Raw genomic sequence first — 17,316 nt, 5'->3', positions numbered from 1 at the left:
ATTTGAATTACGCTAGGGCAGGAAAGCGAAATGTGCAAAATCGTTTGCCGATCGGCCTTACGACAGCGCCGCCGTTACCTTGAGCACCTCGTCGGCCGTCGTCACCCCTTCGATGATTTTCATGGCGCCCGCAATGCGCAGCGGCTTCATGCCGTCACTGATGCCCTGGCGGCGCAGGGCCAGCAAGTCGGTGTTCTTGCCAATCAGTTTGCTGAACGGTTCGGTGATGGTCAGCAGCTCGTAGATGCCGGTGCGGCCTCTAAAGCCGGTCTGGCGACATTCGGGACAACCAACCGGCCGGTAGATGACCTGTGGCTTGGCAATCTGCCAGGCGCCACCGATGCTGTGCCAGATCTCATCGGTGATCTCGCCACCCGGCTTCTTGCAGTGCGGGCACAGGGTACGCACCAGGCGCTGGGCCAGTACGCCGATCACCGTCGCTTCCAGCAGGTAATGCGGCACGCCCAGTTCCAGCAGGCGCATGATGGCCGCCGGGGCGTCGTTGGTGTGCAGGGTGGAGAGCACCAGGTGCCCGGTCAGCGCCGCCTGGATGGCCATCTCGGCAGTGCCAAGGTCGCGGATCTCGCCCACCATGATGATGTCGGGATCTTGCCGCATCAGCGCCTTGACGCCATCGGCGAACGACATGTCGATGCCCGGCTGCACCTGCATCTGGTTGAACGACGCTTCCACCATCTCGATCGGGTCTTCCACCGTGCACACATTGACTTCGCTGGTGGCCAGCGCTTTTAAGGTGGTGTAGAGCGTGGTGGTCTTGCCGGAGCCGGTGGGGCCGGTGACCAGAATGATGCCGTGCGCGCGCTTGGTCAAATCGTCCCAGCGGCGGGCATCGTTGACCGGAAAGCCCAGCTCTGGCAAGGTCTTGACCACCACTTCCGGATCGAAAATGCGCATCACCAGTTTTTCGCCAAACGCCGTCGGCAAGGTCGACAGGCGCAACTCGACTTCCTGGCCAGCGTTGGTGCGCGTCTTGATGCGGCCGTCCTGCGGGCGGCGCTTTTCAATAACATCCATGCGCCCCAGCAGCTTGATGCGCGCGGTCATGGCGATCATCACCACCGCCGGCACCTGGTATACCTGGTGCAGCACGCCATCGATGCGGAACCGGATCGCGGCAACGTCGCGCTTCGGTTCCAGGTGGATGTCGGAGGCGCGCTGCTCGAAGGCGTATTGCCACAGCCAGTCGACGATATTGACGACGTGCTGGTCATTGGCGTCGAGCTGCTTGTTCATTCTGCCCAGCTCGACCAGCTGTTCAAAATTGTTGCGCAGGGCGACATCCTGGCCGCTCGATTTGTTGGCGCTCTTGATCGACTTGGCCAGCGCAAAAAACTGGGCGATGTACTGGGCAATGTCGAGCGGGCTGGCAAATACCAGTTCGATCTTGCGGCGCGACAGCTTGGCGATTTCCGCTTCCCATTCGAGGCGGAACGGTTCGGCCGTGGCCACCGTCAGGGTGGTCGGCGTCAATTCCAGCGGCAAGATATTAAAGCGCGCCGCATAGCTGGCCGACATGACGTCGGCCACCTGGGTAAAATCGATTTTAAGGGGATCGATGCGGCAAAACGGCAAGGCCACCCGGCCCGCTGCCCACTCGCACAGGGCGTCCAGGGTCATCAGCCGCTGCGGCGGCCTGGCCGACTGCAATTTACACTGGGCTACCGCCACCAGCGGGTGCATGCCGGCCGCGCCATTTTTAAGGATCCCTTGTGCTTCCGCATAGTGGGCCTTGCTGCCAGCCTTCTCGACAATGCCGTCGGCGATCAGCCAGGAAAAAATCGCGTGCAGATCGAGGGCGGCGGGGCGGCTGGCGCGGGGACTGGTCGATGCGGTGGCGGCGGTATGCAAGGCGAACTCCGATCTGCGGCGCAGGAAACGATCACGCTAGGTGGCGGCCAGCAAACCCTTGACCCAGGATTTGGCGGGCAATTTGGTGGCGGCAGTGATGGCCGCCGCGCGCGCCGCCAGGGCAGTCGCATCGATCAGCGGCTTGCTGGCAAAGCACAGGGCAACGACGTTGCCATCGTGAACTTCTGGCAGGCACATCACATGGGCGAAGGCAAACTTCATCGCCTTCAAATTCTTGTTGTAGCTGGGGTGGTCGCCAAACAGGTTGACCGTCATCACGCCAGCGGGCGTCAGGCAGGCGCAGCACGACTGGTAAAACTCGGCGGTGTCGAGCACCGGGCCCTTGGCGGTGGCGTCGTACAGGTCGCACTGCAGGACGTCGAAGCGGCCCGCATTGGCTGGATCGTTGACGAAATCGAGGGCATCCATTTCCAGGATGTGCAGGCGATCGCTGGCGGGCGGCATCTTGAACATCGAATCGCAGACGGCGATCACCGATGCGTTGAGCTCGACCGCGGTCACTTGCGCGTCGGTAAACGTCTTATAGCAAAATTTGGTCAGCGCGCCGGTCCCCAAGCCCAGCTGGGCGATGGCGGCGGGGGACTCGATGAACAGCATCCAGGCCATCATTTGCTGGGCGTATTCGAGCTCGGGCCAGTCCGGCTTGCGGATGCGCATGGCGCCTTGCACCCATTCTGTGCCGAAGTGCAAATAACGCACGCCATCCTGTTCGGACAGGGTGACCGCGGCAAATTTGGGCTTGCGCGCGGGGCGGCGCGAGGATTCGGCTTGTTCGATGGATTTTCTTCTGATAAGCATAGGGCGACCTGATTCGATCGCCCTATTATCAATGCAGGGTTACTCTAGTGCAAGCAGAAACCCCGCCAGCGCCAGCGTGCAGAACATTAGTTTTGCGGCTCGACATTGATGCGCAGGCGCACACGCTGGCCTGGATCGCGTTGCATCACGCTGGTGTAGTTGCGGCCCTGGTAGTCGTAGGTGACGTCATAGCCCACCGTGCGCGACTCGTATGCGTCGACATTGCGGCACTGGCGCACGGCCTGTTCCTGCATCACGGTCTGGCCCTGTGGACGGCCGTCGTTGTCGACGCGGTCACCGACCAGGGCGCCGCCGATGGCGCCGGCCGCAGTGGCGGCGGCGCGGCCGGAGCCGCCACCGACCTGGTTGCCCAGCAGGGCGCCGGCGATACCGCCGATGATGGCGCCACCGGCGCTACGCTGCTGTTGTTGCTGCACTGGCTGCTGGACGTAATCGGTGCGGCATTCCTGGCGCGGCTGGCGAATCTGTTCGATGCGGGGCGAAACACGCACGACACGGCCGTAGTCTTCGAACTCGACAGCGTGCGCCAAGGGAAGGGCGGACAGGCCCAAAACAGTCATCATCAGTTTTGCATGCATCTTCATATCAGCCTCGTGGGGTGGAATCATCGATCAGGTTAGCCAAACAGGCCATGGTCGTATACTAGCGCGTTCGCCCGGGCTTATCAGTCCTTCCTGGCAACAAAATGTAACAAGGCGTCAAGACAATCATCAGTAAAAGCATGCGTAAGCTTCTGTTTTTTTACAAATATTTCGACGAGGATCACATTCGGGTTGATTCAGTAACCACAAAACGTTACCCTTGCAGGAGCATCAGGCGCGTTGGCGCTATGCAACGACATTGGGAGAACCGCGTTAGTCCGTAACGGCTACGCATGAGAACGTTACGTCACATCACCGGGACACCGGGTCGAACTGAGGGAAAAATGAGTTTGTTGCTAACAGTGCCGCCACATCTTGTGCAGTCCATTCGCGCCTTCCGCGTTATCGAACTGCAGGAGGAGGCTGCGCGCCTGGGTCATCATTTTCTGTACGCCCACTGCGCCGATGCGCTCACCAAGCAGCAGGTATGCGCCCGTATCGGTGAAAATTTTCATTTTCCCAAGCCGTGCAGCAAGAATTTCGATGCCTTGCGCGAATGCCTGACCAACACCATCCACAACGCCGGCCCCCAGCCCGGTTTCCTGGTGGTACTCGAGCAATTGCCAAATACACAGAAATTTGACAAGGAAGCACGCGAAACCTTGCTCGATGTGTTTCGCGATGCGGCCGATTTCTGGGCCGAAAAGAAAGTGCCGTTTCGGGTCTTTTACTCGTTCGAATAGCGGCGCTGGCGGTCCTGTGCAGGGCGCCAGCAGCAGTTACTGGCGGTAGCGAGCCGATCACAAGCGGGCCCCCGGCCCGTGTTGCGTTGCAACATGCGACACGTCCCGGCTTGGTCAGCTCCCCTGGCCGGGTTACAATGCGCGCTATGCAAAACATCGTGATCCTCATTTCCGGCGGCGGCAGCAATATGGCTGCCATCGTGCGTGCCGCCAGTGCCCAGCAATGGCCGGCGCGGATTGCGGCTGTCATCAGCAATAACCCGGATGCGGGTGGTTTGAAATTCGCGGCGGAGCACGGCATCGCCACCGTGGTGGTACCGAATAAACAATATGCCAGCCGCGCGTTGTTCGATGCGGCCCTGCGCGAGGCCATCGACCGCTTTGCCCCTGACCTGGTGGTACTGGCCGGCTTCATGCGCATCTTGACGGCACCGTTTGTTTCGCACTATGCGGGCCGCATGCTCAATATTCACCCGTCGCTGTTGCCGAAATATCCTGGCCTGCACACCCACCGCCAGGTGCTCGCCGCCGGCGATGCCAAGCATGGCGCCACCGTGCACATCGTCACCGCCGAACTCGACCACGGGCCGATGCTGGGCCAGGTGGAAATCGATGTGTTGCCGGGCGACACGGAAAGCAGCCTGGCCGCGCGTCTGCTGGCCGAGGAACACCAGCTCTATCCGCGCGTGATCCGCGCCCAGATCGAGCGCAACGCCGCCGCAGCAGCCTAGCTGCGCAGTTATCCCCTACATTAGCCGTCAATTAAGGAACACCATGAGATTGCCTCCAGCGATCCTCGCCAATACCGAAGAGGTATTGCGCGAGATCTTACGTTTTACGTCGCCCGCCGACACCACCTTGTCGCGTTATTTCAAGGATCACCCGCGCCTCGGTTCGCGCGAACGGGGCGCTGTCGCTGAAGGCATCTACGCCATCTTGCGCAACAAAAGCTTTTTTACTGATTTTGCCGAAGCGGGCCAGAGCCCGACCATGCGCCGCCTGACCATCCTCGGCCTGGCCGAAGCGGTGGGCGTCGATTCGCTGGGCGGACTGACCGAAGAAGAAACTGAGTTCCTGCAGCGCATCGCGCAAATCGACCGCACCCTGATGCCGGCGCAAATGCAATCGAACCTGCCGAAATGGCTGTTCGACAAATTCGTGGCCCAGTATGGCGAAGCCGACACCCTGGCACTGGCGCACGCGCTGAACCAGCCGGCGCCGCTCGACCTGCGCGTCAATTCGATCAAGGCCACCCGCGATGAAGTGGTGGCGCGCCTGCTCGAGGCGCCGATTGCCGCCGAGCCGACGCCGTATGCACCGCTTGGACTGCGCGTGCTGAAAAAGCCCTCGCTGCAAAATCTGCCGCTGTTCAAAGAAGGTGCCATCGAGGTGCAGGACGAAGGCAGCCAGGTGCTGGCGCAAATCGTCGGCGCCAAGCGCGGCGAAATGGTGGTCGACTTCTGTGCCGGCGCCGGTGGCAAGACGCTGGCGCTGGGCGCGATGATGCGCAATACCGGCCGCCTGTACGCCTTCGATGTGTCGGAAAAACGCCTGGCCAAACTGAAACCGCGGCTGGCCCGCAGCGGCTTGTCGAACGTCCATCCGGTGCAGATCGCGCACGAGCGCGACGCCAAGGTCAAGCGCCTGGCCGGCAAGATCGACCGCGTGCTGGTCGATGCACCGTGCTCGGGGCTGGGCACCTTGCGCCGTAACCCTGACGTCAAATGGCGCCAGAAGGAAACGGCGATCGCCGAGATGCAGGAAAAACAAGCCGCCATTCTCGACGGCGCTGCCCGCCTGCTCAAGGGCGGCGGTCGCCTGATCTATGCCACCTGCAGCCTGCTCGACGAAGAAAATGACTGGATCGTCGAACAGTTTCTCAAGCAGCATGAGGAATTTACCTTGGTGCCCATGAGCCAGGTGCTGGCCGAGCAAAAGATCGACATGGACATGGGCGACTACCTCAAAATGCTGCCGCACAAGCACCATACGGATGGTTTCTTTGCTGCCGTGCTCGAGCGTAAGCCGTTGCCACCGCGGCCGCCGAAGCCGAAGGATGACGACGAAGCTGAAACTGCGTCCGAGGCTGCAGTCAACGCCGACCTCGGCGACAACGCCACCTAAGGTAGTCTGCCCATGCGCCTGCCGCAACTGCTGTCCGACCTGCTCGACGACCTGCAAGAGCCCGGTGTGCTCTGGCAGGTCGCCGCTATCTTCGCCAGCGTGGTGGTGGGCTGGACGCTGGCCCGCCTGATCCGCAACCAGGTGCGCCAGCGCAGCGCCATCGCGCGCGACGAGGGCCCCGACGGCGCCGTGCACAGCTTTACCCGTGTGCTGGGGCCGCTGTTGATTCTCGGTCTGCTGGCGCTGGCGCGCTATGTGCTGGTGTCGTATCACCAGCGCGGCAATATACTCAACGTCGCCGTGCCGCTGGCGGCATCGTTCGTGCTGATCCGGGCCGCCTTTTACCTGCTGCGCCGCGTGTTCGCCCGCGGCAGCGTGCAACTGGGCGCCACCTTCCACACCTTCGAAAAAACCTTCGCCCTGCTGGTCTGGCTGGCGGTCGCGCTGTACATCACCGGTGTATGGCCGGACATCCTCCGTTATCTCGATCACACCACCTTGCCGATCGGCCGCAACAAGGTGGCGCTGTCCGACATGTTGCAAGCGGTCGCGTCGGTGGTGGTGCTGCTGATGCTGGCGCTGTGGGCCGGCGCTGCCCTCGAAGAACGGCTGATGGGCGTGCAGGGACTGAATATGTCGCTGCGGGTGGTACTGGCCCGGGTGAGCCGCTCGCTGCTGATCGTGGTGGCAGTGCTGGTGAGCCTGTCGCTGGTAGGCATCGACCTGACCGTGCTGTCGGTGTTCGGCGGCGCCCTCGGCGTCGGACTGGGCCTGGGCTTGCAAAAAGTCGCCAGCAACTATGTGTCCGGTTTCGTGATCTTGCTCGAACGCAGTTTGTCGATCGGCGACATGATCACCGTCGATAAATACTCGGGCGTGGTCAGCCAGATCAACAGCCGCTACACCGTGCTGAAGGGTCTCGATGGCGTCGATACCGTGTTGCCAAATGAAATGCTAATCTCGTCGGTGGTGCAGAACCAGTCGCTGTCGTCGCGCAATATTCGCGGTACCACCACGCTGACGGTTGCTTACGGCAGCGATCTTGACGTCATCTTCCCGCTATTGACTGCGCTGGCGGCGGACGTGCCGCGCGTGCTGGAAACCCCGGCGCCTGGTGTGTCGATCAATAGTTTCAAGCCGGAAGGTTTTGAGCTCGAGTTGGGCTTCTGGATGGTCGATCCGGAAAGCGGGCGCGGTGGTGTAGTCTCAGAAATAAATAAAAGAATTTACAAACTCGTGGCTTCCGGCGATATCAAATTGGCACAACCGGCCCTGACTATTGACCAGATGAACAGACAAATAGCATCTGCTCTTATAAATAACTCACAAACTGTCACCAATTGATCACGTGAAACGTCATTTCCTCTGGAGGAAGGGCGTAAAATAAGCATGTGCAGACTGGCTCACAGAAGTCGGCGCGATGTTCTCACACCCAATTGGAGAGGTAATGGATTTGTTAAGCAGCATGATGCATGCGGTACTCGGATTTCTCGACGGTGGCATTTTTAAACTGTCGGCCTGGCAAGTGGTGGTGTACACCCTGATCGTGACCCATATCACCATCGCCGCTGTAACAATTTACTTGCACCGCCACCAGGCTCACCGGGCGCTGGAGCTGCACGCTTTGCCCAGCCACTTTTTCCGTTTCTGGCTGTGGCTGACCACCGGCCAGGTCACCAAGGAATGGGCCGCCATTCACCGCAAGCACCACGCCAAGTGCGACACCGAGGAAGACCCGCACAGCCCGGTCACGCGCGGTATCAAAAAAGTGTTTTTTGAAGGCGCCGAGCTGTATCGCGCCGAGTCGAAGAACCAGGAAACGCTCGATAAATACGGTCACGGCACGCCCACCGACTGGATTGAACGTAATCTGTACACGCGTTTTAGCATGCAGGGCGTCGCCATTTTGCTGGTGCTCAATATCGCAATGTTCGGCATCATTGGCCTGTCGATCTGGGCGGTGCAGATGCTGTGGATTCCCATCATGGCTGCCGGTGTGATCAATGGCATCGGCCACTGGTGGGGCTACCGCAACTACGATTGCGCCGACGCTGCCACCAACATCATCCCTTGGGGCATCTTGATTGGCGGCGAAGAGTTGCATAACAATCACCACACCTATGCCACCTCGGCCAAGCTGTCAAGCAAGTGGTACGAGTTCGACATCGGCTGGCTGTACATTCGCACGCTGGAAACGTTTGGTCTGGCCAAGGTGCGCAAGGTCGCGCCAGCGCCGAAGTTCGCGCAAGGCAAGCTGGTGGCCGATTTTGACACCCTGCAATCGGTCATCGCCAACCGCTACGACGTGATGGCCAAGTACGCCAAATCGTTCAAGCATGCCTGGCATGAAGAAATCGACCACCTGCGCAACAAGGCGGTTCTGGAAAAACGCTTTTTGAAGTCGTCACGCAAGCTGCTGCAACGCGAACCGGCCAAGCTGGAGGCGTCGCACAAGCTGCAATTGAGCGCATTGTTCGAGCACAGCAAGGCGCTGGAAACCATGCACACCATGCGCGTCGAATTGGGCGCCATCTGGGAACGCTCGCATTTCACCCGCGACCAGCTGCTCCATCAGTTGCAAGACTGGTGCGCGCGCGCCGAAGCGTCGGGCATCAAGTCGCTGCAAGAGTTCTCCTTGCGCCTGCGCAGCTACGCCTGATTCTTATCTAGCGCAGGCAACGACAAAGGCTCCCGCGGGAGCCTTTGTCGTTGTTACGCCAGTTTGCTTCAGGCCGTCGCCATCGCCACGCCCTTGCGCTCGATACGCATGGCTGGCCACGTCATGTAGGTGATGGCGCGCCACAGCCACTCGGCTGGACCGTAGCGGAAGTTGGCCAGCCACAGATGACTGAACACGATTTGCGCCGTCAGCAGGCCGGCGGCAAAGCCCAGTTGCGCAGCGCGGCCCATGCCGTACAGCGCCATGCCATGGCCGAGGAAGACCAGCGACATGACCAGTGACTGCATCAGGTAGTTGCTCAGCGCCATGCGGCCGAACGGCGCCAGTACTTTGATGTTGGCCAGTGGCGAGCGGCTGTGCAGCATCAGCACCACCATGCCGACATAACCCAGGCAGGCGGGCAGGTTGCCCAGTACGTGCAGGGCGTCGGCCAGCATGAAGCCGTCGTTGTCGACACCCGGCACGTGGCTGGTGGCGATCAGGCTGCCGGCAATTCCCATGCCGATACCCAGCGGCAGTAGTAGATAGGCAAATTTGCGGAACAGGGGCAGGTGGGCTGCGGTGTTTTCCATCACCCCCGAACGGATGAACCAGGTGCCGAGCAAAAACATGCCAATCAACAAGGTGGCAAAGCCCGATTCGCCCGGCGCGTGTTCGGCGAAATGCCGGGCACGGTATTGCACCAGTTCCAGGTAGCTGCCACTGCTCATCAACTTTTGCTCAAGCACGACTTGGTCTGCCTGTTTTTTCAGACGTTCGGCCTTTTCTTTGGCGGCTTCGGCTTTTTTCTCGGCTTCTGTCTTGGCTTTGAGCTCGGCTTTGGCGCCGGCAGGCACCTTTGCGGTCGCTGCCGGTGTCGTCGGGGCTGCCGCCACTGTGGCTGGCACGGCCGCTTCTGCTGGCTTGAAATAGAAGTACAGACCGCCGGCCAGTTGCATGGTGGCGAACAGCATGAAAATCGCCACGCCCGCGCGCCATGGCCGGGCGGCGACGGGGTCGCGGAATTTTTGCGCCAGCACCGCCAGGATGGCGAACAGGAAGGTGGCAGCAGTGAGCGGGCCGCGCGGCTGCACCGGCATACCCGGCACCAGCCAGAACACCAGTACGGCAATACCGGCCAGCAGCGCCATCATGGCAATGCCGAAGGCGCTGGCCGACAGGCCCAGGATGCGCTTGTCGCTGCGCAGGTAGACGGCGACCAGGCCGGAGAAAGCCAGCGCGAAAACCGCCGTGCCGCCCGCCTCATTGACGCCAGGAATGCAGGCAAGCACTGCGGCGACCACGATGGCCAGGATCAGCCAGCGGGTTTTGGCATACAGCACCACCAGCAGGTAGGTGGCGGCGACCGCATAGCTGAACAGGATGTCGCCGGCAAACAGGAAGATGTGATGGGCCGCACCAAATACGGCCAGCGCGGCAATGCGGCGCATATACGGTTTGAGGAAGCTGCGTTCGGCGCGCTCGGCGCGGGTGAGCATGACGGCAAAGCCCATGCCGAACAGCAAAGAGAAAATGGTCCAGAATTTGCCGGCCACAAAGTAAGCGACAAAGTAAGAGGCGGCCCAGTCAAGGCCCGTCAGGCCGACCGGCATGCCGCGCCCCAGGGTGGCCATGGCGCGATTGAAAAACTCGATGTTCATCACGCAAATGCCGAGCAGGGCGAAGCCGCGCACGACGTCGAGCGCTTCGATGCGCTGGCCGGCCGGCACGGGCGCCAGGCGGGCAGGGGGACTGTCGGGAAAATCGGTCAGGGTGTGCATTGCGGCTCCCATCCTTGATAAGTTGTGATGGTCTCATGGTATTCCTGCCAACTGGGTCGTGGAGCAAAATGCGACGAAGTGTTGAAATGGCGGCGCAGGATGCTGTGACGGATGCCTGAACTTGCTTGCTTGGCATGTAAATATCACTATACTGGGCCATTACATGTGCTTCGAGGATCTTATGTTGCAGCTGCGCCCTGGTTTGCTCACATCGTTGCCCGTGCTGGCGCTGCTGCTGTCGGCGCTTGCGCAAGCGGCGCCGTCCACCCAGACCATCAAGGTCGCTGGCCTGGCGCAAGGCGCCGAAATCCTGGTCGACCAGTGGGGTGTGCCCCATATTTATGCGCAGAGCAAGGATGATGCGTTTTTCGCCCAGGGTTTCAATGCGGCCCGCGACCGCCTGTTCCAGATCGACCTGTGGCGCCGCCGCGGTCTGGGCCAACTGTCGGCCGTGTTCGGTCCTGCCTTCGTCGCCCAGGACCGCGCCACCCGCCTGTTTCTGTTTCGCGGGGATATGCAAAAAGAATGGCAATCCTACGGCCAGGGCGCCGAGCGGGTCAGTGAGCGCTTCGTCGCCGGCATCAATGCCTATGTCGATTACGTTTCACAAAACCCGGCGGCACTGCCATTCGAATTCCGCCAGGCGGGCTATGCGCCGGCGCGCTGGAAAACCGATGACGTCGTGCGTATCCGCAGCCATGGCTTGACGCGCAATCTGACCCAGGAAGTCACGCGCGCCGGCGTCGTCTGCGCCGCCAGCCTGGAAGCCGACCTGGTACGCAGCACGCCGCAGCCGCCATGGACCAGCACAGTGCCGGTGGGGCTCGATCCCTGTTTACCGTCGGGCTTGCTGGACGTTTTTAAACTGGCGACCGACAACGTGTTTTTTGGTAACGACCCGTCGATCTCGCAGCAGGACGCGGCCGATGCTCCCGTGCGGCTCGCTGGCGCCGACCTTGAAGCGGCGCGCCTGGAAGGCAGTAACAACTGGGTACTGAGTGCGTCGAAATCGCGCACCGGACGGCCCATCCTCGCCAACGATCCGCACCGCGCCTATTCGGCGCCGTCGCTGCGCTACATCGCCCACCTGAGCGCGCCTGGCATGGATGTGATCGGCGCGGGCGAACCAGCCCTGCCTGGCATTTCGATCGGTCACAACGGCACCATCGCTTTCGGCCTGACCATTTTTAGCATCGATCAGGAAGATTTATATGTGTATGAACTGAACCCGGCCAATCCGGGGCAGTACAAATACAAGGGCCAGTGGGAAGCCTTCCGCGTCATGAAAGACAGCATTGCCGTCAAGGGTGCGGCGGCGGTGCCGGTCGAGATGGTATTTAGTCGTCATGGTCCGGTGATTTTTATGGAGCCGGCCAAGCAGCGCGCTTTTGCCGTGCGTTCCGGCTGGCTCGAGCCGGGCATGGCGCCCTACTTTGGCAGCGTCGACTACATGCTGGCGAAAAATTTTACGCAGTTCAAGCAGTCGATGAAGGGCTGGGGGGCGCCCACCGTCAACCAGGTCTATGCCGATGTCGCCGGCAATATCGGCTGGGTGGTGGGCGGCTTGACGCCGGTGCGCCCCAACTGGGATGGCCTGTTGCCGGTACCGGGCGATGGCCGCTATGAATGGGCAGGCTTTTTAAGCGGCGACAAATTGCCTTCCAGCGTGAACCCGCAGCAGGGCTGGCTGGCGTCGGCCAATGAAATGAATTTCCCGGCCGGCTACCCATACAAGCAATACAAGCTGGGCTTTGAATGGCCGAACGATGCGCGCCGCGTGCGCATCGGCGAAGTGCTCGACAGTAAACCCAAGCTGTCGATCGAAGACTCGATGCGGCTGCAAAACGACCTGGTATCGATCCCGGCGCGGCGCATGCTGGCCCTGCTCAAGCCGCTGTCCACCAGCGAGCCGAAAGCGGCTGCTGCGCTGGCGCTGCTGCGCGGCTGGAACGCCAGCGAAAACGCGCAGTCGGCGCAGGCGGCGCTGTTCGAAATCTGGTGGTCGCGCCACCTCAACCGTGCCTACGCACGCGCCGTGCTCGATCCGGCATCCGTGGCGGCCATCAACTCGGTCGATCCGACGCCGATGATGGCGGCGCTGGAAAAGCCGGGTGCCCGCTTCGGCCGCCAGGGCCGCCTCAAGCGCGACCAGTTGCTGTTGAGCAGCCTGGCGACGGCATGGGTAGACATGGAACGCCTGGGCGGGCCTGATCCTGCCGCCTGGCAATGGGGCAAGCTGCACTACAGTTATTATGCGCACCCGATGAGCACCATGGGCGATGGCAGCCTGCGCAGCAAGCTCAATGTGGGGCCGTTTCCGGCCCAGGGCGGCGCCAATACGGTGAGCCAGTCGAGTTACCGGCCGGCCGATTTTTTGAAAATCAACGGGCCGTCGTTTCGCGTCGTCGTCGATGTGGGCAACTGGGACAATTCGCGCGCCATCAACACGCCGGGGCAGTCGGGCGATCCGGACAATCCCCATTACCGCGATCTGGCGGCCAGCTGGGCAGCGGGCAGCTATTTTCCGCTACTGTATTCGCGCAAGGCGGTCGAGAGTGCCACCGAGAGCATCATCCGCCTGCAACCGCAATAAGTATTTCGCAATAAAAAAGCCGCACACTTGCGTGGCGGCTTTTTTATAACGACAGAGACGTGATCGGGATTACTTGATCTTCGTTTCTTTGTACATAACGTGCTTGCGTGCCTTGGGATCGAACTTCATGATCTCCATCTTGGCAGGCATGGTGCGCTTGTTCTTGTCGGTGGTGTAGAAGTGACCCGTACCTGCGGTCGATTCCAGCTTGATTTTGTCGCGGCCAGTTTTTGCCATGATAGCTCCCTAATTAAACTTTAACGCCACGGGCGCGCATGTCGACCAGAACGGCATCGATGCCGACCTTGTCAATGACGCGCAGACCGGCGTTGGACAAGCGCAGGGAGACCCAGCGGTTTTCCGATTCCACGAAGATACGACGATTCTGCAAGTTAGGCAGAAAACGACGTTTCGTCTTGTTGTTAGCGTGGGAGACGTTGTTACCAACCATCGGGCCCTTGCCAGTTACTACGCAAACACGTGCCATAGCGCACTCCTTCAGTAAACTTCCGCAATTCGGAAAAACGAGAGTATAGCGTGAAAACCATCAATGAATCAATCACTTGTGAAAAACAATTGTGTCTTAATGTGGAGGCATTATTTAACAATTGAAGTCACAATTGACCGTGCTCGGCAAACGAGTGGACGTGCCTGCCGGCCACCACGAAATGGTCGAGCACGCGCACGTCGACCAGCGCCAGCGCCTGGGTGAGGGCGGCGGTCAGGGTCAGGTCGGACTTGCTGGGCTCGGGGCTGCCCGATGGGTGGTTGTGCGCCAGCATGACGCTGGCGGCATTGTGACGCAGCGCCGCCTTGACCACTTCGCGCGGGTAGACGCTGGTATGGGTGAGGGTGCCGCGAAACATTTCCTCGCTGGCGATCAGCCGGTTTTTGACGTCGAGGAACAACACGAGAAAGATTTCATGGCCGTGCTGGTGCAGGCTGGTGCGCAGATATTGTTTGACGGTGTCGGGCGAGCCCAGCGTTTGCCCCCGTTCGAGCGGCTCGCCGATGGCGCGCCGGGCCAGCTCCATCACCGCATTCAACTGGGCGAATTTGGCCGGACCGAGCCCGTGCAGGCGGGAAAACTCGGTGACGGACGCGCCGAACATGGCGTTGATCGAGCCGAAGTGGCGCAATAACTGTTCGCCCAGTTCGACGGCGCTGCAACCCTGCACGCCCACGCGCAAAAACACTGCCAGCAATTCGGCGTCGGACAGGCTGCGGGCGCCGTCGGCAATCAAGCGTTCGCGCGGGCGCTGGTGGACTGGCCACTGTTTGATAGTCATGTTGGCAATGCCGGGTGAGGGCGGTGATGGCTCCGGCACCGAGCTTAGACCGAAGCGCGCCAGCCCACTTTGTGCCCGCCGGGGCCGTAGCGTCATCTGGCTTATCATCTGGCTTACAATATCGCTTTGCACGCCCGCTTATCTGTTCGCTTCATTGCCCGCATCACTGCCTGGATACCACCATGACACTCGCGTCCCCCCCGGTCGTCACCGACGCCGCCTACCTGACCCTCCATTACCGCCTGGCCACCGCTGACGGCACCGACATTGTCACCACGTTTAATGGCAACCCGGCCACCCTGATGCTGGGGCAGGGGCAGCTGGCGCCCTTCCTCGAACAGCGTTTGCTGGGCCTGGTCGAAGGCTGCCACGAGAAATTCGAGCTGGCGGCCGGCGAGGCGTTCGGCGAACGCAGTCAAGAGATGGTGCAGGCGGTCACCCATGCCACTCTCGAAGCGAACTCGGCGCCGGGCGCCGCTTACGTGGTGGGCGACCTGGTCGATTTCGCCGCGCCTGGCGGCGGCCGTTTTGCTGGCGTGCTGTGCGAGTTGACGCAGACGGGGGCAATTTTCGACTTCAATCACCCGCTGGCTGGCAAGCCCCTGATGTTTGAAGTCAAACTCATTTCGGTACTGTAAATAAGTAACAAGAACAAGGAAGCATATGGATAGCGAAATTCTTCTGGCCCAGCCGCGCGGCTTTTGCGCCGGCGTTGACCGCGCCATCGAGATCGTCGAGCGCGCCTTGCAACAGTTCGGTGCGCCCATCTATGTGCGCCACGAAATCGTCCACAACGCTTACGTCGTGGAAGACTTGCGCAGCAAGGGCGCGATTTTCATCGAAGATCTCGACGACGTCCCGGCCGGCAACACCCTGGTGTTTTCCGCCCACGGCGTCTCGCGCGCCGTGCGCGACGAGGCTGCCGAACGGGGCTTGACGATTTTCGACGCCACCTGTCCGCTGGTGACCAAGGTGCACGTGGAAGTGGCAAAAATGCGCAAGCAGGGCTGCGATATCGTCATGATCGGCCACGATGGCCATCCCGAAGTGGAGGGCACCATGGGCCAGGCCGATGCCGGCATGTATCTGGTGGAAACGGTCGACGACGTCGCCACCTTGCAGGTCGAGCATCCGGAAAACCTCGCCTATGTGTCGCAAACCACGCTGTCGGTCGACGACACCGCCGCCGTCATCGCCGCGCTGAAACAAAAGTACCCGAACATCATCGAGCCGAAGAAGGGTGACATCTGCTACGCCACCACCAACCGCCAGGAAGCCGTCAAATTCATGGCGCCGCAGGTGGACGTGGTGATCGTCGTTGGCAGCCCCAACAGTTCCAACTCGAACCGCCTGCGCGAAGTGGCAGAAAAGAAGGGCACCCCCGCCTACATGATCGACAACGCCTCGCAGATCGATCCGCTGTGGCTCGAAGGCCGCCAGCGCATTGGCGTCACCGCCGGCGCCTCGGCGCCCGAAGTGCTGGTGCAAGCGGTGATCGACCGCCTGAAAGCACTCGGCGCGCGCAGCGTACGTACGCTCGAAGGGGTCGAGGAACATGTGACCTTCCCCCTGCCCAGGGGACTCGATGGCGCCAAGCCGGTGCAGTAAGCACCAGCTTGAAGCAAATAGGCCGTATAGTTTGCACCATGAGATTGCGGGGAAAACAATATTCGGGAGACTGGTGATTTTCCGATGTTAGTTTTTTCAAAACCTCGCTATCATGACGACGCTCGGATTACGCACTCAGGCGTAGTCACTGTAAACACCATGTAATCCTGCGTTCCACCGCACATCGCTATGCGCGGTCGATAGCTTGTTAAACCAGGCGCAGGCCATGAGCGGCACCGCGGGGTGGTCCCCGGGTGCCGTTTTTGTTAGATCGAAAAGAAAGAGAATCCCTCCCCATGGATACATTTATCCAACAGATCATCAACGGATTGGTGCTCGGCAGCATGTATGCGCTGATCGCTCTCGGTTACACCATGGTCTACGGCGTGCTGAACCTGATTAACTTCGCGCACGGTGACGTGCTGATGATTGGCGCCATGGTTGGCCTGAGCATCCTGAAACTGCTCGAAGCGGTCGCCCCCGGCTTGCCCGGTTATGTCGACCTGTTCATCGCCATCGCTGGTGCGGTGCCGGCCTGCATGATTGTGAATGTGGTCATTGAGCGCGTCGCTTACCGCCGGTTGCGCAATGCGCCCCGGCTGGCGCCTTTGATTACCGCCATCGGCGTGTCGATCCTGCTGCAAACTTTTGCCATGATGATCTGGGGCCGCAGCCCGCTGCCCTTCCCGCAACTGCTCTCGAGCGAGCCGATCCAGATTGGCGGCGCCGTCATTTCGCAAACCCAGGTGCTGCTGCTGGTGCTCGCTGCGCTGGCCATGCTGGGCCTGGTGTACCTGGTGGAAAAAACCAAGATGGGCCGCGCCATGCGCGCCGTGGCGGAAAATCCCCGCGTGGCCGGCTTGATGGGGGTCGACTCGAACCGCGTGATCGTCGCCACCTTCGCCATCGGCGCCGCGCTGGCGGCCGTCGCTGGCGTGATGTGGGGCGCCAATTACGCCTCGATCGCTTTTGCGATGGGCACCTTGCCGGGCCTGAAAGCGTTTTGCGCAGCGGTGCTGGGCGGTATTGGCAATATTTATGGCGCCATGATCGGCGGCATTTTGCTGGGCATTATCGAGAGTCTGGGCGCCGGTTATATTGGCGACCTGACCGGTGGTTTCCTCGGCAGCCATTACCAGGACATCTTCGCCTTCGTGGTGTTGATCATTGTGCTCACGATCCGGCCCTCCGGCATCATGGGTGAACGCGTTGCCGACCGCGCATAAGGA

General features: G+C 60.9%; 16 protein-coding genes. 9 read left to right on the top strand and 7 right to left on the bottom strand.

Annotated elements, in window-relative coordinates:
* Nucleotides 1–57: 57 nt before the first annotated feature.
* The 3 genes from ACP7BZ_RS03490 to ACP7BZ_RS03480 all read right to left on the bottom strand — a co-directional run bounded on the left by ACP7BZ_RS03490 (nucleotide 58) and on the right by ACP7BZ_RS03480 (nucleotide 3,272).
* The gene (locus tag ACP7BZ_RS03490; protein WP_426110253.1) at nucleotides 58–1,869 is read right to left on the bottom strand and encodes a GspE/PulE family protein; all 1,812 of its coding nucleotides are present in this window, start codon (nucleotides 1,867–1,869) and stop codon (nucleotides 58–60) included.
* A gap of 36 nt (nucleotides 1,870–1,905) precedes the next feature.
* Complete coding sequence (locus ACP7BZ_RS03485; protein WP_426110252.1) at nucleotides 1,906–2,688, bottom strand: spermidine synthase; 783 nt, start codon at nucleotides 2,686–2,688, stop codon at nucleotides 1,906–1,908.
* Between the two features lie 86 nt (nucleotides 2,689–2,774).
* Nucleotides 2,775–3,272 (bottom strand): glycine zipper 2TM domain-containing protein, encoded by a 498-nt coding sequence (locus tag ACP7BZ_RS03480; protein ID WP_426110251.1) that lies wholly within the window; start codon nucleotides 3,270–3,272, stop codon nucleotides 2,775–2,777.
* A 362-nt stretch (nucleotides 3,273–3,634) separates the two neighbouring features.
* Here ACP7BZ_RS03480 and ACP7BZ_RS03475 point away from each other — a divergent pair, with 362 nt between their 5' ends.
* From ACP7BZ_RS03475 to ACP7BZ_RS03455, 5 genes are all read left to right on the top strand, one after another.
* Entirely contained in the window at nucleotides 3,635–4,033 is a 399-nt protein-coding gene (locus ACP7BZ_RS03475; RefSeq protein ID WP_426110250.1) for a barstar family protein, read from the top strand.
* A gap of 146 nt (nucleotides 4,034–4,179) precedes the next feature.
* Nucleotides 4,180–4,764, top strand: coding sequence for a phosphoribosylglycinamide formyltransferase (purN, locus tag ACP7BZ_RS03470; RefSeq protein ID WP_426110524.1), 585 nt, complete (start codon nucleotides 4,180–4,182; stop codon nucleotides 4,762–4,764).
* A gap of 43 nt (nucleotides 4,765–4,807) precedes the next feature.
* Nucleotides 4,808–6,157 (top strand): RsmB/NOP family class I SAM-dependent RNA methyltransferase, encoded by a 1,350-nt coding sequence (locus ACP7BZ_RS03465; RefSeq protein WP_426110249.1) that lies wholly within the window; start codon nucleotides 4,808–4,810, stop codon nucleotides 6,155–6,157.
* A gap of 12 nt (nucleotides 6,158–6,169) precedes the next feature.
* The gene (locus ACP7BZ_RS03460) at nucleotides 6,170–7,501 is read left to right on the top strand and encodes a mechanosensitive ion channel family protein (RefSeq protein ID WP_426110248.1); all 1,332 of its coding nucleotides are present in this window, start codon (nucleotides 6,170–6,172) and stop codon (nucleotides 7,499–7,501) included.
* A 103-nt stretch (nucleotides 7,502–7,604) separates the two neighbouring features.
* Nucleotides 7,605–8,816 (top strand): DesA family fatty acid desaturase, encoded by a 1,212-nt coding sequence (locus ACP7BZ_RS03455; protein WP_426110247.1) that lies wholly within the window; start codon nucleotides 7,605–7,607, stop codon nucleotides 8,814–8,816.
* Between the two features lie 68 nt (nucleotides 8,817–8,884).
* On the opposite strand, the gene ACP7BZ_RS03450 is transcribed toward ACP7BZ_RS03455, so the two are convergent.
* On the bottom strand, nucleotides 8,885–10,597 hold the full coding sequence (locus ACP7BZ_RS03450) for a DUF418 domain-containing protein (protein ID WP_426110246.1): 1,713 nt from the start codon (nucleotides 10,595–10,597) through the stop codon (nucleotides 8,885–8,887).
* 181 nt (nucleotides 10,598–10,778) lie between these two features.
* Between ACP7BZ_RS03450 and ACP7BZ_RS03445 the strand changes: the two genes are divergently transcribed.
* Nucleotides 10,779–13,190 (top strand): penicillin acylase family protein, encoded by a 2,412-nt coding sequence (locus ACP7BZ_RS03445; RefSeq protein ID WP_426110245.1) that lies wholly within the window; start codon nucleotides 10,779–10,781, stop codon nucleotides 13,188–13,190.
* A gap of 69 nt (nucleotides 13,191–13,259) precedes the next feature.
* Here the strand turns inward: ACP7BZ_RS03445 and rpmG are convergent, their stop codons facing one another.
* The 3 genes from rpmG to radC form a co-directional block, all read right to left on the bottom strand.
* Nucleotides 13,260–13,430 carry a 50S ribosomal protein L33 gene (gene rpmG, locus ACP7BZ_RS03440; RefSeq protein WP_197422130.1) on the bottom strand — a complete coding sequence of 57 codons (171 nt, stop codon included), beginning with the start codon at nucleotides 13,428–13,430 and terminating at the stop codon, nucleotides 13,260–13,262.
* 10 nt (nucleotides 13,431–13,440) lie between these two features.
* Complete coding sequence (gene rpmB, locus ACP7BZ_RS03435) at nucleotides 13,441–13,677, bottom strand: 50S ribosomal protein L28 (RefSeq protein ID WP_426103294.1); 237 nt, start codon at nucleotides 13,675–13,677, stop codon at nucleotides 13,441–13,443.
* Between the two features lie 127 nt (nucleotides 13,678–13,804).
* The gene (gene radC / locus ACP7BZ_RS03430; RefSeq protein ID WP_426110244.1) at nucleotides 13,805–14,479 is read right to left on the bottom strand and encodes a RadC family protein; all 675 of its coding nucleotides are present in this window, start codon (nucleotides 14,477–14,479) and stop codon (nucleotides 13,805–13,807) included.
* Between the two features lie 182 nt (nucleotides 14,480–14,661).
* On the opposite strand from radC, the gene ACP7BZ_RS03425 reads away from it, so the two are divergent.
* From ACP7BZ_RS03425 to ACP7BZ_RS03415, 3 genes are all read left to right on the top strand, one after another.
* Nucleotides 14,662–15,117 carry an FKBP-type peptidyl-prolyl cis-trans isomerase gene (locus ACP7BZ_RS03425; RefSeq protein WP_426110243.1) on the top strand — a complete coding sequence of 152 codons (456 nt, stop codon included), beginning with the start codon at nucleotides 14,662–14,664 and terminating at the stop codon, nucleotides 15,115–15,117.
* Nucleotides 15,118–15,142: 25 nt separating this feature from the next.
* Complete coding sequence (gene ispH, locus ACP7BZ_RS03420) at nucleotides 15,143–16,087, top strand: 4-hydroxy-3-methylbut-2-enyl diphosphate reductase (RefSeq protein WP_426110242.1); 945 nt, start codon at nucleotides 15,143–15,145, stop codon at nucleotides 16,085–16,087.
* Between the two features lie 296 nt (nucleotides 16,088–16,383).
* A complete protein-coding gene (locus ACP7BZ_RS03415; RefSeq protein ID WP_426110241.1) occupies nucleotides 16,384–17,313 on the top strand; it encodes a branched-chain amino acid ABC transporter permease in 930 nt (309 codons plus the stop codon).
* Nucleotides 17,314–17,316: the final 3 nt, after the last annotated feature.

The sequence above is a fragment of the Massilia sp. PWRC2 genome, assembly GCF_049896725.1.
In the GTDB taxonomy this organism is placed as follows: Bacteria; Pseudomonadota; Gammaproteobacteria; order Burkholderiales; family Burkholderiaceae_D; genus JAFCUW01.
This window is presented reverse-complemented; position numbering and strand designations above follow the sequence as displayed.